Source organism: Mucilaginibacter limnophilus, from assembly GCF_004005815.1.
Lineage (GTDB): Bacteria > Bacteroidota > Bacteroidia > Sphingobacteriales > Sphingobacteriaceae > Mucilaginibacter > Mucilaginibacter limnophilus.
In genome coordinates this window covers 383366-402139 of sequence record NZ_SACK01000002.1, presented here as the reverse complement: position 1 = coordinate 402139, position 18774 = coordinate 383366, and the positions used below count along the sequence as shown (strand labels likewise).

Genomic DNA, 18774 nt, shown 5'->3' with positions numbered 1-18774 from the left:
TTATTACTTTCCTAAAAAATCAAACAAAAACATTAACTGTACCACGGGCAGGTATAAAAACGAGCCATACATCAGGCTCTTTGCCGACTTTATATCGCGCTTTATCATCAGCATAAATCCCTGGTACATAAAAATTAAACTTAATATCAGTGATACCCCACCTACATAATAACCGCCATAACCATAATAAGTTGGCAATAAACTTACCGGCAACAAAATAAGTGTAGACGCAAAGGCGAAAGTAGCGCTTACCATATCTCTTTTACCCGATGGCAGCAGCCTGAAACCAGCCAATTTGTAGTCGTCGTCAAGCACCCAGGCAATGGCCCAAAAGTGCGGAAATTGCCACACAAACTGTATCCCGAACAGGATAAGTGCAATCTCATCGATTTTTGGATGAGCCGCCACATAACCAATAAGCGGTGGCAAAGCGCCGGGTATGGCCCCTACAAATACCGCCACAGCCGATTTGCGCTTCAGCGGTGTATATAAAAATGCATATAATAGTATCGAAAATACTGATAAAAAGCCGGCTGTAGGATTAAGGCTTCCTAACAAATAGGTGCCAAATATTGCCATCACCATACCTATCACCAGTCCCTGTCCTGTTGTCATGTGACCGGCCGGGATAGGACGGTCGCAGGTGCGGCGCATCAGTTTATCAAGGTCTTTTTCAATGATCTCGTTAAATGTATTAGCTGCAGAAGTAACTAAAAATCCACCGATGATAAGCTTAACCCAGCTGCCCCACTCAATTGTACCGTTCACCTTGCTGCCTATCAGAAATGATATAGAGGCAGAGAATGTTACCAGAAAGGTAAGACGAAGTTTAATCAGTTTTGAAAAATCACTCCACTTCATCGGTGCGCCTCCTGTACATTAACTGAGCGGTATAAATTCAAAAGCAGGTAAAACTGACCGCCGAAAATAAGGCTTGCCAGCACAATATGCGCGGCCTGCGCAAATGGCGGCAACGCAAAGTATGAAAGCACAATACCGGTAACTATCTGCAGCATGATGATCAAAAATATAAAGCTCATCACCTGCTGTTGTGTTGAGTGTCGGCTAAAGCCTTTTCTTACCAGTGCGTACAGCATTACATTGGCTATTAAAACCAGTAAGGCCAGGTTACGATGATTCTCAAAGATAGCGCCTGCGCGTTCAACCCAGCTTTCGCGGTAACCGCCCATCAAATGGTCGGAAACGGAATCAATGGTTTCACGCACTTCGGTGCCAATTGCCACCTGGTAAACTGATATGGCTAACGCGATAATGGCTATTACATATACAATGCCTTTAGTTTGCGTTTTAGGCCTGCCCATGGTTTTAGCCATGTGGTAAGTAGCAATACTGATAGCCAGTATAGCCAGGGCCAGCAGCATGTGTACGGTAACTATCCACGCAATCAGGTTAGTTGACACCACTATTGAACCAAGCCAGGCTTGATATACTACAAGCAGCACATTGATAATACTTAAAACAGATATCCATTTGTTGCTGTTCCAAAACTTAAATGAAAATATCGCGCAAAGCAACAGGAACACACCGGTTATGGCGCCTACTAAACGGTTTACGTATTCCGTCCATGTTTTGGCGGCGTTGAAGTCTTCGGGTGTTAGTATCGAGCGGTCTTCACGTATGCGGCGGGCCATATCGGCATAGCCGAACATATCAAGCGTTTTGGCAAACCTGATGTTCTTTTGCCTGCGCTTTTCAACGTACTGCTCTTTATAATCTTTCGGCAATTGCGATATATGCGTTGGCGGTATGTATTGGCCGAAACACTTCGGCCAGTCGGGGCAACCCATACCCGAGCCTGTGCTGCGTACTACGCCTCCTGCAAGTATCAATACAAAAAGCAGAATAACAGTGATAAGGTTTATCTGTTGAAATCTGTTTTTTGCTGTTTTACTCATGTAATATGTCCTAAAAATTTAGGGTACCTGCCAGGGATTGACTCCGGTACAGATACCCTAAAAACTTCAGATAAGAAAGTGTTTATATAATTACTTTACTTCTTCAGATCGTTGTGTACTTACCCATTTGTTGTGCTCTTCCAACCCTACCGGATTGTCTTCAAAATCATGCGGCAGGTTTGAGCTCATGGTTTCTGAGAAAGGCACAGTTTGCGGTATAAAGTCGGCATCATGACCAGGCTTGCTGTAATCATACGGCCAACGGTAAACTGTTGGTATTTCGCCCGGCCAGTTACCGTGAATATGCTCAACAGGCGCTGTCCATTCCAGGGTGTTTGAGTTCCATGGATTTTGGGTAGCTTTTTTACCGAAGAAGATCGAGTAAAAGAAGTTGAACAGGAAGGCAACCTGCGCTAACGCTGATACGATAGCCGCCCAGGTGATAAATGTATTAACTGACAACCAGCGTGAGAACGACTCAAACTCGGTAAAGGCGTAGTAACGGCGTGGTACACCGTCCAGACCCATAAAGTGCATTGGGAAGAATACCAGGTAAGCACCGGCAAATGTAAGCCAGAAGTGCAGGTAGCCCAGGCGCTCGTCCATCATACGGCCAAACATTTTAGGGAACCAGTGGTAAACGCCCGCAAGCATACCAAATATAGCTGCCGAACCCATTACAAGATGGAAGTGGGCAACTACGAAATAGGTATCGTGCAGGTTAATGTCCAGCGCGGCGTTACCCAGGTAGATACCTGTTAAACCACCAGAGATAAAGAATGATACCAGGCCGATAGCGAACAGCATAGCAGGTGTAAACCTGATATTACCGCGCCACAGCGTAGCCAGATAGTTAAATGTTTTTACTGCCGATGGTACCGCGATGATCAGCGTAGTGATCATGAACACACCACCCAGGAACGGGTTCATACCGGTAACAAACATATGGTGTCCCCATACGATGAATGACAACACAGTAATACCGATAAGTGAGTACACCATCGCATGGTAACCGAAGATAGGTTTACGCGAGTTGGTGGCGATGATCTCTGATGAGATACCCAGCGCCGGCATAATAACGATATATACCTCGGGGTGACCCAGGAACCAGAACAAGTGCTGGAACAATATAGGGCTACCGCCTTCCATTGATTGCGGCACACCACCCATAACGATGTCTGAAAGATAGAAGCTGGTACCAAAGCTACGGTCGAATATCAACAATACAACACCCGCAACAAGCACAGGGAATGCAAGGATACCCACTATAGCAGTAAGGAAGAAAGCCCATACAGTAAGCGGCATTTTCCAAAGGTCCATACCTTTAGTACGCATATTTAATACGGTACTTACGTAGTTGATACCACCCATAAGTGATGAAGCTACGAAAAGCACCATACTGATAAGCCATAACGTCATACCCATATCTGAACCCGGCATCGCTTTTGGCAGGGCCGAAAGCGGCGGATAGATAGTCCAACCCGGACCAGCAGGGCCTTTTTCAATAAAGAAAGAGCTTAGCATGATCACGCTGGCCAGGAAGAATAACCAGTACGACAGCATGTTCATGAAAGGAGAAGCCATATCACGCGCACCAACCTGTAAAGGAATAAGCAGGTTACTGAAAGTACCGCTTAAGCCAGCAGTTAGTACGAAGAATACCATGATGGTACCGTGTATGGTAACCAGCGACAGGTAAAAGTTAGGGTCCATACGGCCTTCAGGCGCAAAACGGCCTAATAAAGTTTCCATTAAAGGGAATGCTTTATCAGGATAGGCCAGCTGGATACGGAATAAGATAGAAAGTATCATCGCGATAACCGCCATCAAAATCCCTGTGATCAGGAATTGCTTGGCGATCATCTTATGATCCTGGCTGAATATATACTTGGTCAGGAAAGTATCATGATGGTGGTGCTCATGCCCGTGGTCGTCATGATGTACTCCGTGATCCTGAACTGTTAATGTTGACATAATAGCTAATTCTTTTTATTAATTGTTTACTGCTAACCTGTTTTCTTTCTCACCTTGTTTTTGCTCAGCTTTAGCAAAACCTAACTCAGCTTTAAGCGCGTCATTCAAATACGGCTTTTGCTGCGACAACCATTTCTGGTATTCGCCTTCGGTTACCACACGTACCACTTTTTTCATGTTGTAGTGACCACCACCGCATATTTTGTTGCAATAAAGCAGGTATTCAAACTTAGCATCATCCTCTTTCATCTTCATTTGCTGAGTAGTCATGGTAGGGGTGAACTTAAAATAAGTTGGTAACCCCGGTACAGCGTTCATTTGCACACGGAAGTGAGGCATGTAAACACTATGTATAACGTCCTGAGAATGGATATTCAGTTTAATAGATTTATTTACAGGAATAACAAGCGTATCGGCCATCTGATCGTCAAAGCTGTTTTTATCTTTGAAATCCACACCCACTTTATTGGTGCCGCTAACCAGTTTGTAGCTCATGTTGCCCAGTTTCTGATCTTTACCAGGATAACGAAGTTCCCATGCAAACTGGTGTGCTACCACTTCAATGTTTATTGAAGCAGGTTCACCTTCAGCGTCAACAGTGTTGGTGATTTTTTGCCAGGTAAGAAAACCGAACACAACCAATACGGTAAGTACGATGGCCGGAGCAATTGTCCAGGCAGCTTCGATAGCGTTGTTATGCGGGTAATAGGTAGCTTTGCGTTTGTCTGATCCGCGGTATAAGAAAGCGAAACCGAACAGCAGTATCTGGGTGATCACAAAAACCACAACAGTAATACCGAAAGTTACATAGAACATGGTATCAAGCTTAGCGCCATGTATAGATGCTGCCTCAGGCAATATCATAGAACCATGCACCGTGAACGACCAGTATGAACCATAAAGACCAAGCACCAGGAATAACAGGAACAAACCGCCCATTACATTATTCCAGTTAAGGCCTTTTTTGCCTTGTATCTGGCGGGTCAGGTCATAAACCTTCAATATTTTACCAACAATGGCCACTGCCACACACACTACCAAAAACAGCAGTACGTAGTAAGATACACCTGCCCATACATCCGGTTTATCGGCATGTGCAGCGGCTGCAGGGGCTCCCTGCTCACCGGCTGTTGTCGATTCAACCTGCGCAAACAGCACCTGAGTGCCAAACAGGATTAGCATCGCCAGCAGCGAAAATAATTTTTTAGAATTTATTAGTTGTTTGAATGCCATTTTACTGCTTGTTTGGTATTCTTTATTAGGGTGCAAAGTTAACAATTATTATTGGTGGTGATGTAAGCTCTCGTCCAGGAACGGGTGTTTTTTAGGCACCAGTGAAGTAAACTTACTTAACGAGTTAAGCGTCAGGAAGATCAGTATACCGGCAAATCCTACAAAAATTAACAGCTCCTGTAATCCAAACTGATCCCATATGTGCACTTCGTGTCCTGCTTCGTGGTGAATTGTACCAGGCATAATCATCAGATAGTAATCAAGCCAATGGCCAATGATAAGTACCCATGCGGTAAACTGTAATCTTGCGGTTAAACGTTTTGCATCGCGAGACATTAACAGCAACAATGGCGCAACAAAGTTTAACACGATATTAAGCCAGAACCACCATTTGTATTCAGGTTCCCATCTTTTGTAAAAATACACGGTTTCTTCGGGCATGTTGGCGTACCAGATCAGGAAGAACTGTCCAAACCATACGTATGTCCAGAAGATAGAGAATGCGAACATCAGCTTGCCCAAATCGTGCAGGTGGTTTTCACTAATCCACTGCATATATCCTTTTTTACGCAGGTATATTACTAATAGTGTAATTACTGCCAGCCCGCTTACGTGTGCCGCGGCAAGGTTATACCAGCCAAACATGGTTGAGAACCAGTGTGCCTCAAGCGACATGATAGCGTCGAACGCGAACACCGGGAAGGTAAAACCAAATATTACCAGGAATATAGCTGAATATTTAAAGCTTTTATCGTAGTTGAACATACCGCCCAGTTGATCCTCATTTTGGGAGAATTTAACCAGTAGGTAGCCAAACAGCGAGTATAAACCAAGCAGAACAACAATAACTCCTGCAAAGAACGGAATGTTAAGGAATGACGACTTGCCTGCAATGATAGGGTCGTAATGCTCGCTTGAAGGATCAGTTAATCCGTGAGCAGCCCAGTGACCATACAGGTAAGGCATTACTTCTTTGTGGCCTTCTTCATTTACAACCTCATGTGTTGTAAACAAACCTGCAAGCGCCACCACTATAAATATTACAGCGGCTATAGGCAGTACCTTGGCCATGGCTTGCGGTACACGCAGCAGCGCAGCCGACCAGCCGGCCTGAGCCACATACTGGTATGCTAAAAAGAATACCGCGGCTGTACAAACACAGGCAAAATAGTAGCTTGCAAGCAACAGGTTGCTGAACGTACGCTGTACCGAGTCGCCGCCGATAAGAAAACCGTATGCAACGCCCACCACGCCTAAAACAATGGCTATTAAACTCCAGGTTTTTACTCGGCCTGAAAATTCATATCGTTCGTCAATACTTGTATGAGTACCCATTAATATAAAGTATTATAAAGTTTGTAAATGGTGAACATAGGCTACTACTTTCCAGCGCTCAACCGGAGACAGCTGCGACGCATACGAGCCCATCGCGTTTACACCGTAAGTAATTGTATGATAAATTTTACCGTCGGTAAGATCTTTCATCGCGCCTCCGCGAGACGACTGGCCTTTTGAGTACGATGGCGGAGCAGGGTAACCATGGGCTACAACCAAACCGTCGCCTTGTCCTGTCATGCCGTGGCATGGCGAGCAGAAATGCTCATAAAGAACCTTTCCTTCTTCAAAGCTTTTCTTTGTAGTTGGAAGCGGACTGGTAGCCGTAACGCTTGCGCTATCATAACCACCACGGGTGTTTGGATAGTTAAAGCGTGTAAACCCTACCGGAATAGTTCCTTTTGGTGGAACCTGCGCGGTTTTGCCATCAGCAAAGTTGTTATTCTTTTGATCAGGATCGTACGCAATATGCCTGTACATATTGGGGGCGTATTCCCAACCTGTGCTCCTCTTGTCTTTACACGATGTTACTAATACCGTTGCAGCAACAGAGGCGGCTATTAACCCCAATACTTTAAACTTATTCGTCATAGCTAACATATTTCCTTGTGTTGTGCTTAATTTCTACAGCACCTGCTTCTTTTAATAAATTGGTTATATCATCATGCGGAACGTTGCCTTTGGCATCAATGGCTATAACAAACCTGTCATCAGTTGCCCTAAGGTCCATTACCCTTGGCGCACGGCCCGGGAACAGGTGCGTAGCGGCAAAGAAGGTAAGCGTCATACCAAAAGCTGTCCACAAAATGGTCCATTCAAAAGTGAACGGTACAAATACCGGCATCGGGAAGGTTGGCTTGCCGCCAATGTTCATCGGCCAGTCGTGCACCAGTGTGTAGTACACTATGCTGAATATCACCGAACCGCCCAGCAAGCCGAAGCAAAAGGCCGCGTAGCCCAGGCGTGATTCTTTTACGCCCAGCTTTGCTTCAATACCGTGTATGGGCATTGGTGAATAGACGTCATAAATAGGTACGCTGTTCTTTTGTAGCTTCTCGATCCCGTGCATCATGTCATCCGGATCGTCAAAAAGACCTAATATAAATTTTGTACTGCTCATTATTTTGAAGTTTCGTAGTCAGTAATGTCAACGCTATCGTATATTTTCAACTGATTAACATATGACTCAACTTGTTCTTTATCTAATTTACCGCTGTCAATTAATTTCTTTTTAGCCTGCTCACTTGATGTTTTCAGCAGCAGTTTCACCTCGGCCATTGCCACTGAAGGCAGGAAGCGGATAAACAGCAGGAACAACGTGAAGAATACGCCTATTGAACCGATGAACACGCCTACGTCAACCCAGCTTGGATAGAACATTACCCAGCTTGAAGGGATATAGTCGCGGTGCAGTGAGGTAACGATGATCACGAAACGCTCGAACCACATACCAATGTTCACGATGATTGACAGGAACCATGAGAATGGAATGCTGGTACGCAGTTTCTTTGACCAGAACAGCTGCGGAGAAATTACGTTACACGACATCATGCTCCAGTATGCCCACCAGTATGGTCCGGTTGCACGGTTAATGAACGCGTATTGCTCATACTCAACGCCTGAGTACCACGCGATGAAGAACTCTGTTAAATACGCCACACCTACTATCGAACCGGTAAGGGTGATGATCTTATTCATCGATTCGATGTGGAACATGGTGATGTAGTTTTCCAGTCCAAGTACTTTACGTGTGATCAGCAACAGGGTTTGCACCATGGCAAAACCTGAGAAAATCGCACCCGCAACGAAATATGGCGGGAAGATGGTAGTGTGCCAGCCCGGTTCAAGCGAGGTAGCAAAGTCAAAAGATACGATGGTGTGTACCGAAAGTACCAGCGGTGTTGATATACCGGCCAGGATTAGTGACACGGTTTCGAAACGCTGCCATGTTTTTACCGAACCTGTCCAGCCGAATGATAATACCGAGTATATACGGCGGCGAAGGCCTTTAGCGCGGTCGCGGATTGAAGCGATGTCAGGCAATAAACCTGTGTACCAGAACACCAGCGATACCGAGAAGTATGTTGAGATAGCGAATACGTCCATCATCAGTGCCGAGTTCCAGTTTACCCATAACGAGCCGTATTGGTTTGGCAGTGGTAAGGTGAAGTAAGCTAACCATGGGCGGCCCATGTGCGCTACGATATAAGTAGCGGCGCAAATTACGGCGAATATCGTCATCGCCTCGGCCGAACGGTTAATTGAGTTACGCCAGTTTTGACGGAACAACAACAATACCGCCGAGATAAGCGTACCGGCGTGACCGATACCTACCCACCATACGAAGCCGGTGATGTCCCATGCCCAGCCAACGGTTTTATTCAAACCCCATTCGCCCAAGCCATACCAAAAGGTAAGGCTTATGCTTACTACCCAAAGCAAAGCGCCAAGTACTGCAACAACGAAGCCTATCCACCACGCTTTGTTAGGTTTATTTTCTACAGGGGCTAATACCTCGTTAGTAATTTGGGCATAGGTAATATTCTTGCCTGTAATTAACGGTTCCCTGAGTATCGATTCACTGTGAGATGCCATATATGTTATCTATATCTCTGTTGTAATAATATTAAGCTTGAGTTTCAGTTTCAAAAGAGTTTCTAACCTTAACCTGGTAACCAATACCCGGCTGTACGTTAAGTTCCTCAAGTACGTAGTACGTGCGTTCGCTCTTCAATGCTTTTGAAACTTCCGAGTTCGGATCGTTACGGTTACCGAAGATGATAGCGTTTGCCGAACATGTTTGCTGACAAGCCACTTTGATCTCGCCATCAAGCAGCGGACGATTTTCGATTTTAGCTTTCAGTTTACCTGCCTGTATACGTTGTACGCAGAATGAACATTTTTCCATTACGCCACGGAAACGGGTAGTAACGTCAGGGTTTAACACCAGCTGGGTATGCTCATTGTTCAGGTAGTTATCGAAACGAGAATCGTTCCAGTAGTTGAACCAGTTGAAGCGGCGCACTTTGTACGGACAGTTGTTTGCGCAGTAACGTGTACCAACGCAACGGTTGTAAGCCATTTGGTTTAAGCCCTCGCTTGAGTGCACTGTTGCCAGTACCGGACAAACTGTTTCGCAAGGCGCGTGATCGCAGTGCTGGCACAGCATTGGCTGATGCACAACAGTTACGTGGTCAAGGCTGGCCAGATCGTCAATTTCACGCTCTTCAGTAACAACTTTACCTTCTTCGTGGAAGCTGTAGTAACGGTCGATACGGATCCAGTGCATTTCACGACGACGTTTAACCTCGTCTTTACCTACAACCGGGATATTATTCTCAACGTTACAAGCTACAATACAAGCCCCGCAACCGGTACAGGCATTCAGGTCGATCGCCATAACCCAGTCATAAGTAGGGCGGTCATGCTCGTCCCATAAACTGTATTTTTTGTGTTCAACACCGTGTCCGCTGGCTGCCGTAGGGTCTTTTACAAAATCCTTTAAAGTAGTTTCGCGTATAACGTCACGACCTTCGTATGAGTGGTGAGTTTGTGTTTGCGCCAGTGGCGATACATCGCCTGTTTTTGATATTGAAGCTACAAATGCTTTGTGGATGCTGCCATCGCGGAAGCTGGCAAACGGATAAACGTTTTTACCAACCTCGTTACCTACAACACCTGCTTTTGTACGACCGTAACCAACTGCTATCGAGATAGTGCCTTGCGCTTGTCCCGGCTGGAATAATGCAGGTACTTCAACACTGTAACCGTTAGCTTCAATTTTTACTACGTCACCTTCTTCAATGCCCAATTTTTCAGCAAACTTAGGCGCAATGGCAGCGTAGTTGTCCCAGGTAACTTTTGAAACGCCGTCAGGCAATTCCTGTAACCATGGGTTGTTGGCGTATTTACCGTCGCCAATTGATGTATTTAAGTATAGTTGTACTTCCACTTTGTCATCACCGCTTGCAGCCATTTTCGAGGCATTGTCGGCAATAGTTTGCGCTGCAGCAGTTACGTTTCCTGCAAATGCTGCTGTTGATGCAGCAGCCGGAGTAGTTTTAACATAACCGGTTTGCAGTAAAGTTTCCCAACCTGCTTCGCCTGATAGCCCGGCTAATGCAAGCAGGTTTTTGCTCCAGTAATTCTTTACATAAGCATAGTAGTCCTGCACAGGCGCTTCAGCCCAAATCAACAAGCTTTGCTCAGCCTGGCGGGTATTAAATACCGGGTTGATAGTTGGCTGTACCACGCTGTAGAAACCTGCAATGGCATTGCTGTCGCCCCACGACTCAAGGTAGTGATGGTTTGGCGCTACCACGTTACATAAAGCGGCAGTTTCGTCGTCATGATCAGAGAAAGAAACTTTCAGCTTAACTTTACCCAAAGCGTCTTTCAGATCTTTTGCATTGAAGTAATCGTAAGCAGGGTTAGCGTTCAGAAAGATTACCGCACCTACTTCACCGCGTTTTGCTTCATTGATAAACTGCACAAACTCGGCGTCGTTACCTTTATATTGATATGAAGGGTTATCCAGATCGATAGTAGTGCCGTAGCTGCCAAGCAAACCGTTGATAGCGTTGGTAAGCACTTGTTTTGCTACACTGTTTGAACCGGTAACCACTACCGCGCGGCCTTTAGCGGCCTGGAGTTCTTTAGCGGCAAGCACTACAGCTTTTTCGGCAGCAGGGCTGCTTAATTTTTTTGTGCCCGGAAGCGTAGTTCCTGCTAAAGCATTGTATAAAGCAACCAGTACCGCGCCTTCTTCAGATACCTTAACAGGCATACGAACGTCGGCATTGGTACCTGTTAAGCTCATGCCTGCCTCAAACTGGATGTGGCGCGACATTTTTTTGCTTTCAAGAGCCTTAGAATTCCTTTTTGATACATACTGGCGGCTAAACTCTTCGCCTGATATCCATGAACCAAGGAAATCGGCGCCAACGCTAACAATCACGTCAGCCTTGTCAAAGTTATAGTGTGGCAATACCGCTTTACCGAAGCTTTGCTGATTTGCCTGTATTATGCCGGTATATGAGTATGCGTCGTAGTTGATATGTTTAGCTGCAGGATATTTGGCAACAAAATCAGCAAGAACCGCTTGTGCTGAAGGGCTGTTTACGGTTGAAGTGATAATACGGATCTTTTTACCGCCTGCCTGCGCTGCAGCAAGTTGTTGTTTAACAAAACGGTCAACCTCATCCCATGGAGCGTCGTTACCGTTAAGTTGAGGATCTTTAACACGGTTGTTGTCATACAGGTCAAGTACTGAAGCCTGCGACTGTGAGCTTAAGCCACCGCCTGACAGTACGTCGCCCGGGTTACCTTCCACTTTAATTGGACGGCCTTCGCGGGTTTTAACCAATATGGCGTGCCCGTCGTGGCTCGAAGTGTAGTAGTTAGCTACACCCGGAGTAACTTCTTCGGGCTTTATAAGATATGGTATTGATTTGTGCACAGGCACTTTCTGGCAGGCGGCCAGTGTTACGGCGCCCACACCAAAACCCAGCGCCTTCAAAAAGTCGCGGCGAGGGGTTTTTGAAGCAAGACCTGCTCCGCTCAGTACTTCCTCAATCGGAAGCGGCTCAGCAAACTCATGCTTGTTTTTTTCAACAAATTCCGGAGTTCTGTTCAGCTCTTCTAAACCTTTCCAGTATTTCTTTTTGCTATCCATTTAAGCTATATAAACTGTAATTGCTAAGTTCTAAATCTCTAAATATTAATAGTGGCATTTTGAACATTCCAAACCACCCATTACCGCAGCTGATACTTTCTCGCCTTTTTTAATCAGGTCGTGAACGTGCATCATCTTGTCGTAGTAAGCATTGCCTTTAAAGTTAACCTCGGTGCGTTTGTGGCACTGTATACACCATTTCATTGTAAGTGGTGAATATTGGTAAACCTCAGGCATGGTTTGAATTGGGCCGTGGCACTGCTGACATTTGATACCGCCAACTACTACGTGTTGCGAGTGGTTGAAGTAAGCAAAATCAGGCAGGTTGTGTATGCGCACCCACTGTATCGGCTTGGCTTGTGTGCTGTCATAAGTTCCTTTATCAGGATCGTAGCCCAAAGCGTCGTAAATTTTGTGAATCTCAGGTGATTCGGTTTTAACCACCTTGTGGCAGTTCATACAAACGTTAAGTGACGGTATCGAGGCGTTCTTTGATTTGTAAGCGCCGCTGTGGCAATACTGGCAATCAATCTTCATTGCTCCGGCGTGCAACTCGTGCGAGTATTTAATAGGCTGTACCGGTTGGTAACCCTGGTGCATGTTGGTATTCCACATAATTACCCAGTTCCAGCTGCCCAATGCGATAACAAAGCACAGCACCACAAAAAACATCAGTTTTTTGTTTTTAGCCAGTTTTTTAAGTGTAGCGAATTTATCAACAGGCTCACCCTCTACAACTTCTTCTTCTAAAACAAGGTCTTTGTTTTTAAGCAGAAGGCGCTCTAACGTGCCGATAACTTTGTTAAGTACCAGTATAACAATGAAAGCGATAACGATAACGCCAACCAAACCCCAAATCAGGATACTGCTCGGGCCGGTTTCAGCAGCAGCAGTTGCACCGGCGGCTCCTGCAGCAGGTGCTGCAGATGCTTTTTTATGCTCTTCGCGAACGTAAGCGATAACGTTTGTAATGTCGGCCTCGCTAAGATCCGGGAACGGAGGCATCGCCATTTGGTTATACTCGTCATAGATCTTTACCGCTTTAGGGTTTTTGGCAGCGATAAGCGCCTGGCTGTTCTGTATCCATTTTACCAGATAAGCATCATCAGTTTCTGATGATATTTGCGGGCCCAAAGCCGGACCAACCAGCTTCGAATCGATCTTGTGACAGGCCGTACATTTAGCTTTGAAAATGGTTTCGCCTTTGGCCGGATCTGCCTGGGCAAAGGTTGTATTGCTTAATAAAGCTAACCCCGCAACCAGTAAAACTGACCTTGAGAATTGTTTAAGGATTAATGAGATATTACTCATAAAGTGTATTTATACTGACTAATATTTATTAAATTTTCAAAAACACGGTGCGATTTTTGTGTTTACAGCCGAATTTTCCAGCCACAAAAGTAAAACTTATTACAGTATGGCTGACAAATAAATGACAGTTATCAACAATTTATAATCGTTCTAAACAAGGGCTAAAATGGCTTAAAATGCGCTTAAACGCACATTTCAGAATAGGGCTGTTTATAATCAATATATAAGTTGATAAAAATCTTTTTTGTTTTAAATTATTGTTTTAGTATCCAGGCGAATATCAGTGGGGCTACAATGGTAGCGTCTGATTCAACAATGAATTTCGGCGTGTTGATATCCAGTTTCCCCCAGGTGATCTTTTCATTTGGCACTGCGCCCGAGTATGAACCGTATGATGTTGTTGAATCAGATATCTGGCAGAAATAGCTCCAGAAAGGAATATTTTCCATTTCCATATCCTGGTATAGCATTGGCACAACGCATATCGGGAAGTCGCCCGCTATACCGCCGCCAATCTGGAAAAAGCCAATGCCTTTGCCATCTGAATTTTTTACATACCAGTCGGCCAGCCATGCCATGTACTCGATACCGCTTTTCATGGTTGAGGCTTTGATCTGGCCTTTTATTACATATGAAGCGAAGATGTTACCCATGGTTGAGTCTTCCCATCCCGGTACTACAATAGGCAGGTTACGCTCGGCAGCAGCCAGCATCCACGAGTTTTTAGGGTCGATCTCATAATACTGCTCCAACTCGCCGCTTAACAATATCTTGTACATATACTCATGCGGAAAATAACGCTCCCCGGCATCATCGGCGTCTTTCCATATTTTGTGGATGTGCTTTTGCAGGCGGCGGAAAGCTTCCTCTTCAGGGATACAGGTATCGGTTACGCGGTTGTAATGGTTCTCTAATAAGTCCCACTCATCTTGCGGACTTAAGTCGCGGTAGTTTGGTACGCGTTTGTAGTGTGAGTGCGCTACCAGGTTCATAATGTCCTCTTCAAGGTTAGCGCCTGTGCACGATATAATGTCGATCTTGCCCTGACGTATCATTTCGGCAAGCGAAATACCCAGTTCGGCAGTACTCATGGCACCGGCAAGGGTCACCATCATTTTACCACCTTCAAGCAGGTGCGTTTCATAACCCTTTGCAGCATCAACCAATGCGGCAGCATTAAAATGCAGGTAATTTTTTTCAATGAACTGTGATATAGGTCCTCTTGCTACGTTACTCATGATGGTGGTATTTAAATTTTTGCAAAAGTAGCTATTTTGTTGACATGCTTATTTTCAAAATCAAAAAACAACCTTGTCGCATTGGTGTACATTAATTCGTATCTTTCTATCGAATGAAAAAAATCATTTTACTGCTTATTGCAAGCATCATCCTAAACCCTTGTTTCGCGCAACGCAAGCTTATCCCGAAGTTTATACGCAAAATGCTGTTTGAGCAGGATAGCAGCAAACACAGCAGCTTTTTTGTGCTCCCGGTTTTAGCCTCGGCCCCCGAAACCGGTATTGAAGCCGGCGGTTCGGCCTTGTATTCGTTTTATACCGATACGCTTAATAATAATACACGTGTATCAAATATATTTGGCTATATCACGCTTACTACCAAGGGCCAAACACGTGCAAGCCTTACTACCAATTACTGGACACCGCAAAACCGTTACCACTATACAGGTTTAATAAGCTATATTAATTTCCCGTTTGATTATTATGGTATTGGCAATAACACCCGTAAGGCCGATAAAGACGCATTAGGCTACAAACGCATGCGTGCAAGAGCAACGGCCGAAAAACGTTTTGGGTCAAATATTTATCTTGGCGTAGTTGGTGGTGGCGCCCGATATATTTTTGAAGACAAGGTACGCGACGGTATCTATCAAAATTTACCGCGCGAGCAGCAACCACGTGGTGGCGTTACATTAAGTGGCGGGCCAAGCTTTGTATTTGACAACCGCAACAACAATACGTATACAACCAGCGGCGCAATAGTAACCACTACTTTTGAACTGATAAAAGGCCTGTACAATATAAACAATTACCAGGGTGGTTTTTTTAGCCTGGAGTACGCGCAATTTTTTAGTTTAAGCAAGCGCCTTGTGCTTGGCCTTAACATTAATGAACAAAGCCTTGTTGGCGACGCGGCTCCCTTTTACCTGCTGCCCACACTTGGTACCGACGAAATTATGCGTGGTTACTATAATGGCCGTTTCCGCGATCGTAACCTGATAGCCGGTCAGGCCGAACTACGCTACCGCATAAGCGACCGCTTCGGTATTGTTGGCTTTGCCGGGGCAGGAGAAGTTTTTCACAAGAAGTTCAGTTTTGATGAGCTAAAGCCAAGCGTTGGCGGCGGTGTACGTTACTTTTTCGACGTGGAAAAGGGCTTAAGCATGCGCATTGATTACGGCATAGGCGAAAAGCGCCCCGGCGAACCACGCCAAAGCGGGTTGTACATGAGTTTGGCGGAAGCGTTTTGATTTTAGTCCTTAGTCGATAGTCCATGGACCATAGAAACGCCTTTCTTACCATGGTCCTACCGACTATGGTCCATGGACTAACTAAACCTTCACCATAAAATCTTCTTTCGCCTGCCCTTTTTTGAAGTAGACAAGTCCTATCCAGAACAAATCAATAGTTACTGTTACCTGAGGATGCGCTTTTATTTGCGCCCAGGCTTCTTTCATGCCTTCACTCCAGTAAATATCGTCGAATATTAGCAGCGTGCCTTCGTGTACTTTTGGCAGGCACCATTCAAAATACCGCAGGGTTGCTTCTTTTTGGTGATTGCCGTCAACATATACAAAATCAAGCTGTGGCAAACTGTCTATAATTGGTAGCAGGGTATCATCAAAGTTTCCCACGTCAAGGTTTATATTATTTAACTGATGAGCTTCAAACTGTTTATTAGCTACCGACGCAGTTTGCGGGCAACCTTCCAGTGTAAAAACCTTTGCCTCGGGTGCAGCCTTTTGCAGATACAGGGTGGTTACGCCGAGGCATGTACCCAGCTCAATAATGCTTTTTGGTTGCATATCAGCTACAAGCCTGTATAGCAGTTGCGCTAATTTTGGCGCTTTAAGTGCGTTTTTGGCGAGGGCGCTTATCTTTTTTTGTTTATTATTATTAAGGTGCGAACCGGCGCCAAGGTCGGTAACGGTGATCAGTCTATCGTCAGAAAGAAGTAAATTCCGGGTAGCCTCAATTTCATTGTACACTTTTTTAGGCTGGGTGTCGTATATTACTTTATCAACCAAATGATATACAAAGGGAGAGTGTATGCCGTGCCTGGTTTTCGCTTTAAAGCGGTGAAGCAGGTAATCGGCCGCAAACCTTATATTGAACATGGTTGTAAAAATAGATAAATAGTGATACTTTAGTTATACCCATGATAAATACCAATGAAGTAAATTCACTGATAAAATTACTGGACGACCCCGATCAGGAAATTTTTCAGCATGTACATAATAAACTACTCTCTTTTGGCGGCGAAGCTATTGAATACCTTGAAGCCGCCTTTACAGAAGCTTTCGACCCGATTTTGCAGGAGCGCATTGCTAACCTTGTCCACGAGATACAATTCGGCATTTTAAAAGAAGATTTTAAGCTGTGGCTACATGGCGGCGCATTTGACCTGCTGCAGGGTGTGTTAATTTTGAACCGCTACCAATATCCCGATCTGGACGAACAGAAGGTAATTAACCAGATAGAAGCCATTAAGCGCGATATATGGGTGCAAATGATGCATGAGGGCAGCCCTGTTGAGCAAGTGAAGCTGATAAACCATGTGTTTTACCACATCTACGGCTTCAGCGGCAACACCACCAATCATCAGGACCCGCAGAACAGCTATATCAGCCAGGTATTGGAAACCAAAAAAGGCAACCAAATATCACTGGCCATCATTTACTCTATAATAGCGCAAAAGCTGGACATACCGGTATATGGCGTTAACCTGCCGCAGCATTTTATTTTGGCCTATTTGGATGAAAGCATGCAAAGCGATTTTGAAAGCGGCATATTATTTTATATAAACGCCTTTAACAAAGGGGCCGTTTTCGGTCGCCGGGATGTTGATATGTTTTTAAACAAGCTGAACCTGCAGCCCGACAGGCAGTTTTACGAGCCATGCTCAAACACCGATATTGTAAAACGGGTGCTGCGCAACCTTATCAGCGCTTATGAAAATTTAGGTCAGCCAGAGAAAGTATCTGAGCTAAATGAGCTGCTGGCGATAACAGAGGAGTAGTATTCAGTTATTTACCGCGTGATTGCGAGCAATAGCTTGGCAATATCTACATAAGCATATCAGCGTAAACACTTCAAAGATTGCTTCGTTCCTCGTGATGACGTTTAAGATAGCTTACAGCCACCCATTGGCCGCCATCCAGTTTTTCAGGCTTTCAAACCATTTGTCTTTTGTGGTGCGGTTGTTCATGCCGTAGCCATGCCCGCCAGCCTGATAAATATGCATTTCGGCTTTAATAACACCATTTTTTACCAATGCTTCATAAAATAGCAAGCTATTTTGTACCGGCACTGTTTGGTCATCAGTTGAGTGAACAAGGAAGGTAGGCGGCGTTTGCGCGGTTACCTGCTTTTCATCACTGTACAGATCGATCAATTGCTGGGTAGCATCTTTACCTACAAGATTTTCCTTCGAACCAAGGTGGGTATATTCACCAAAAGTTATTACCGGATAAATCAGTATTCCAAAATCAGGACGCAGATTGATATTGTTCTTATTATCGATTACCGGCTTGTTAAAATGCGTAATGGCTGTTGCCGCGAAATGCCCGCCGGCCGAAAAGCCCATAATGCCAATCTTATTCGGATTGATCTTCCACTCTTTGGCGCGCTCCCTTAATATTTGTACCGCACGCTGCGCATCCTGCAGCGGACCGATGGTTTTGTCAACCATAATTGAATCGCTTGGCAGGCGATACTTCAATACAAAAGCGGTAACACCAACTTCATTAAACGCTTTGGCTACATCTTTCCCTTCATGCCCCGATGCAAGACCGGCATAGCCGCCACCCGGACACACGATCACTGCTGTTCCGTTTGGCTTTTCAGGAAAGTAAGGCGTAATAGTAGGAATACTTACCTTATATATCCAATCACCATCCTTCTTTTCCACATATGCAGCAGGTGTTGGCTTGCTGTTGGGCACGCCATTAGGGTAAAGCAGAATAGGCGCTTGCTGTGCAATTGTTTTATTGCCGAAGAAAAGAAAAGCCATTAGTAAGAAGGTAAAAAGGATAAAAAAGCGTCTCATAATTTCAGACTATACTGTTAAAATATTATCGGCAAACACACCTTA

Annotated in this window: 15 protein-coding genes; 2 read left to right on the top strand and 13 right to left on the bottom strand. The window is 45.0% G+C overall.

The annotated features are described in order from the left end of the window. Positions 1–3: 3 nt before the first annotated feature. The 11 genes from cyoE to EOD41_RS06120 all read right to left on the bottom strand — a co-directional run bounded on the left by cyoE (position 4) and on the right by EOD41_RS06120 (position 14681). Positions 4–861 carry a heme o synthase gene (gene cyoE, locus EOD41_RS06170; protein WP_127703924.1) on the bottom strand — a complete coding sequence of 286 codons (858 nt, stop codon included), beginning with the start codon at positions 859–861 and terminating at the stop codon, positions 4–6. Then, positions 858–1916 (bottom strand): COX15/CtaA family protein, encoded by a 1059-nt coding sequence (locus EOD41_RS06165; protein WP_127703923.1) that lies wholly within the window; start codon positions 1914–1916, stop codon positions 858–860. The genes cyoE and EOD41_RS06165 overlap by 4 nt, the downstream gene beginning before the upstream one ends. A gap of 90 nt (positions 1917–2006) precedes the next feature. Next, positions 2007–3890: a cytochrome c oxidase subunit I gene (locus EOD41_RS06160; RefSeq protein ID WP_127703922.1), complete on the bottom strand. Its 1884-nt coding sequence runs from the start codon at positions 3888–3890 to the stop codon at positions 2007–2009. 18 nt (positions 3891–3908) lie between these two features. Further along, positions 3909–5123 (bottom strand): cytochrome c oxidase subunit II, encoded by a 1215-nt coding sequence (locus EOD41_RS06155; RefSeq protein WP_127703921.1) that lies wholly within the window; start codon positions 5121–5123, stop codon positions 3909–3911. Between the two features lie 48 nt (positions 5124–5171). Next, positions 5172–6458 (bottom strand): polysulfide reductase NrfD family protein, encoded by a 1287-nt coding sequence (locus EOD41_RS06150; protein WP_127703920.1) that lies wholly within the window; start codon positions 6456–6458, stop codon positions 5172–5174. A gap of 12 nt (positions 6459–6470) precedes the next feature. Then, positions 6471–7049, bottom strand: coding sequence for a c-type cytochrome (locus EOD41_RS06145; RefSeq protein WP_317133182.1), 579 nt, complete (start codon positions 7047–7049; stop codon positions 6471–6473). Then, complete coding sequence (locus EOD41_RS06140; protein WP_127703918.1) at positions 7039–7578, bottom strand: DUF3341 domain-containing protein; 540 nt, start codon at positions 7576–7578, stop codon at positions 7039–7041. Before EOD41_RS06140 ends, EOD41_RS06145 begins: the two co-directional genes overlap by 11 nt. Further along, positions 7578–9053, bottom strand: a complete 1476-nt coding sequence (gene nrfD / locus EOD41_RS06135) for an NrfD/PsrC family molybdoenzyme membrane anchor subunit (RefSeq protein WP_127703917.1) — start codon at positions 9051–9053, stop codon at positions 7578–7580. The genes EOD41_RS06140 and nrfD overlap by 1 nt, the downstream gene beginning before the upstream one ends. Positions 9054–9084: 31 nt before the next feature. Beyond that, entirely contained in the window at positions 9085–12132 is a 3048-nt protein-coding gene (locus EOD41_RS06130; protein WP_127703916.1) for a TAT-variant-translocated molybdopterin oxidoreductase, read from the bottom strand. Between the two features lie 45 nt (positions 12133–12177). Beyond that, a complete protein-coding gene (locus EOD41_RS06125) occupies positions 12178–13443 on the bottom strand; it encodes a c-type cytochrome (protein ID WP_127703915.1) in 1266 nt (421 codons plus the stop codon). Between the two features lie 254 nt (positions 13444–13697). Beyond that, positions 13698–14681 carry a deoxyhypusine synthase family protein gene (locus EOD41_RS06120; protein WP_127703914.1) on the bottom strand — a complete coding sequence of 328 codons (984 nt, stop codon included), beginning with the start codon at positions 14679–14681 and terminating at the stop codon, positions 13698–13700. A gap of 113 nt (positions 14682–14794) precedes the next feature. Between EOD41_RS06120 and EOD41_RS06115 the strand changes: the two genes are divergently transcribed. Continuing rightward, the gene (locus EOD41_RS06115; protein WP_127703913.1) at positions 14795–15931 is read left to right on the top strand and encodes a BamA/TamA family outer membrane protein; all 1137 of its coding nucleotides are present in this window, start codon (positions 14795–14797) and stop codon (positions 15929–15931) included. Between the two features lie 81 nt (positions 15932–16012). Here EOD41_RS06115 and EOD41_RS06110 read toward each other — a convergent pair whose 3' ends face one another. Beyond that, on the bottom strand, positions 16013–16798 hold the full coding sequence (locus tag EOD41_RS06110) for an O-methyltransferase (RefSeq protein ID WP_127703912.1): 786 nt from the start codon (positions 16796–16798) through the stop codon (positions 16013–16015). A 41-nt stretch (positions 16799–16839) separates the two neighbouring features. Between EOD41_RS06110 and EOD41_RS06105 the strand changes: the two genes are divergently transcribed. Further along, positions 16840–17700 (top strand): transglutaminase-like domain-containing protein, encoded by an 861-nt coding sequence (locus EOD41_RS06105; RefSeq protein WP_127703911.1) that lies wholly within the window; start codon positions 16840–16842, stop codon positions 17698–17700. 114 nt (positions 17701–17814) lie between these two features. On the opposite strand, the gene EOD41_RS06100 is transcribed toward EOD41_RS06105, so the two are convergent. Continuing rightward, positions 17815–18729 (bottom strand): alpha/beta hydrolase, encoded by a 915-nt coding sequence (locus EOD41_RS06100; protein ID WP_127703910.1) that lies wholly within the window; start codon positions 18727–18729, stop codon positions 17815–17817. Between the last annotated feature and the right edge of the window lie 45 nt (positions 18730–18774).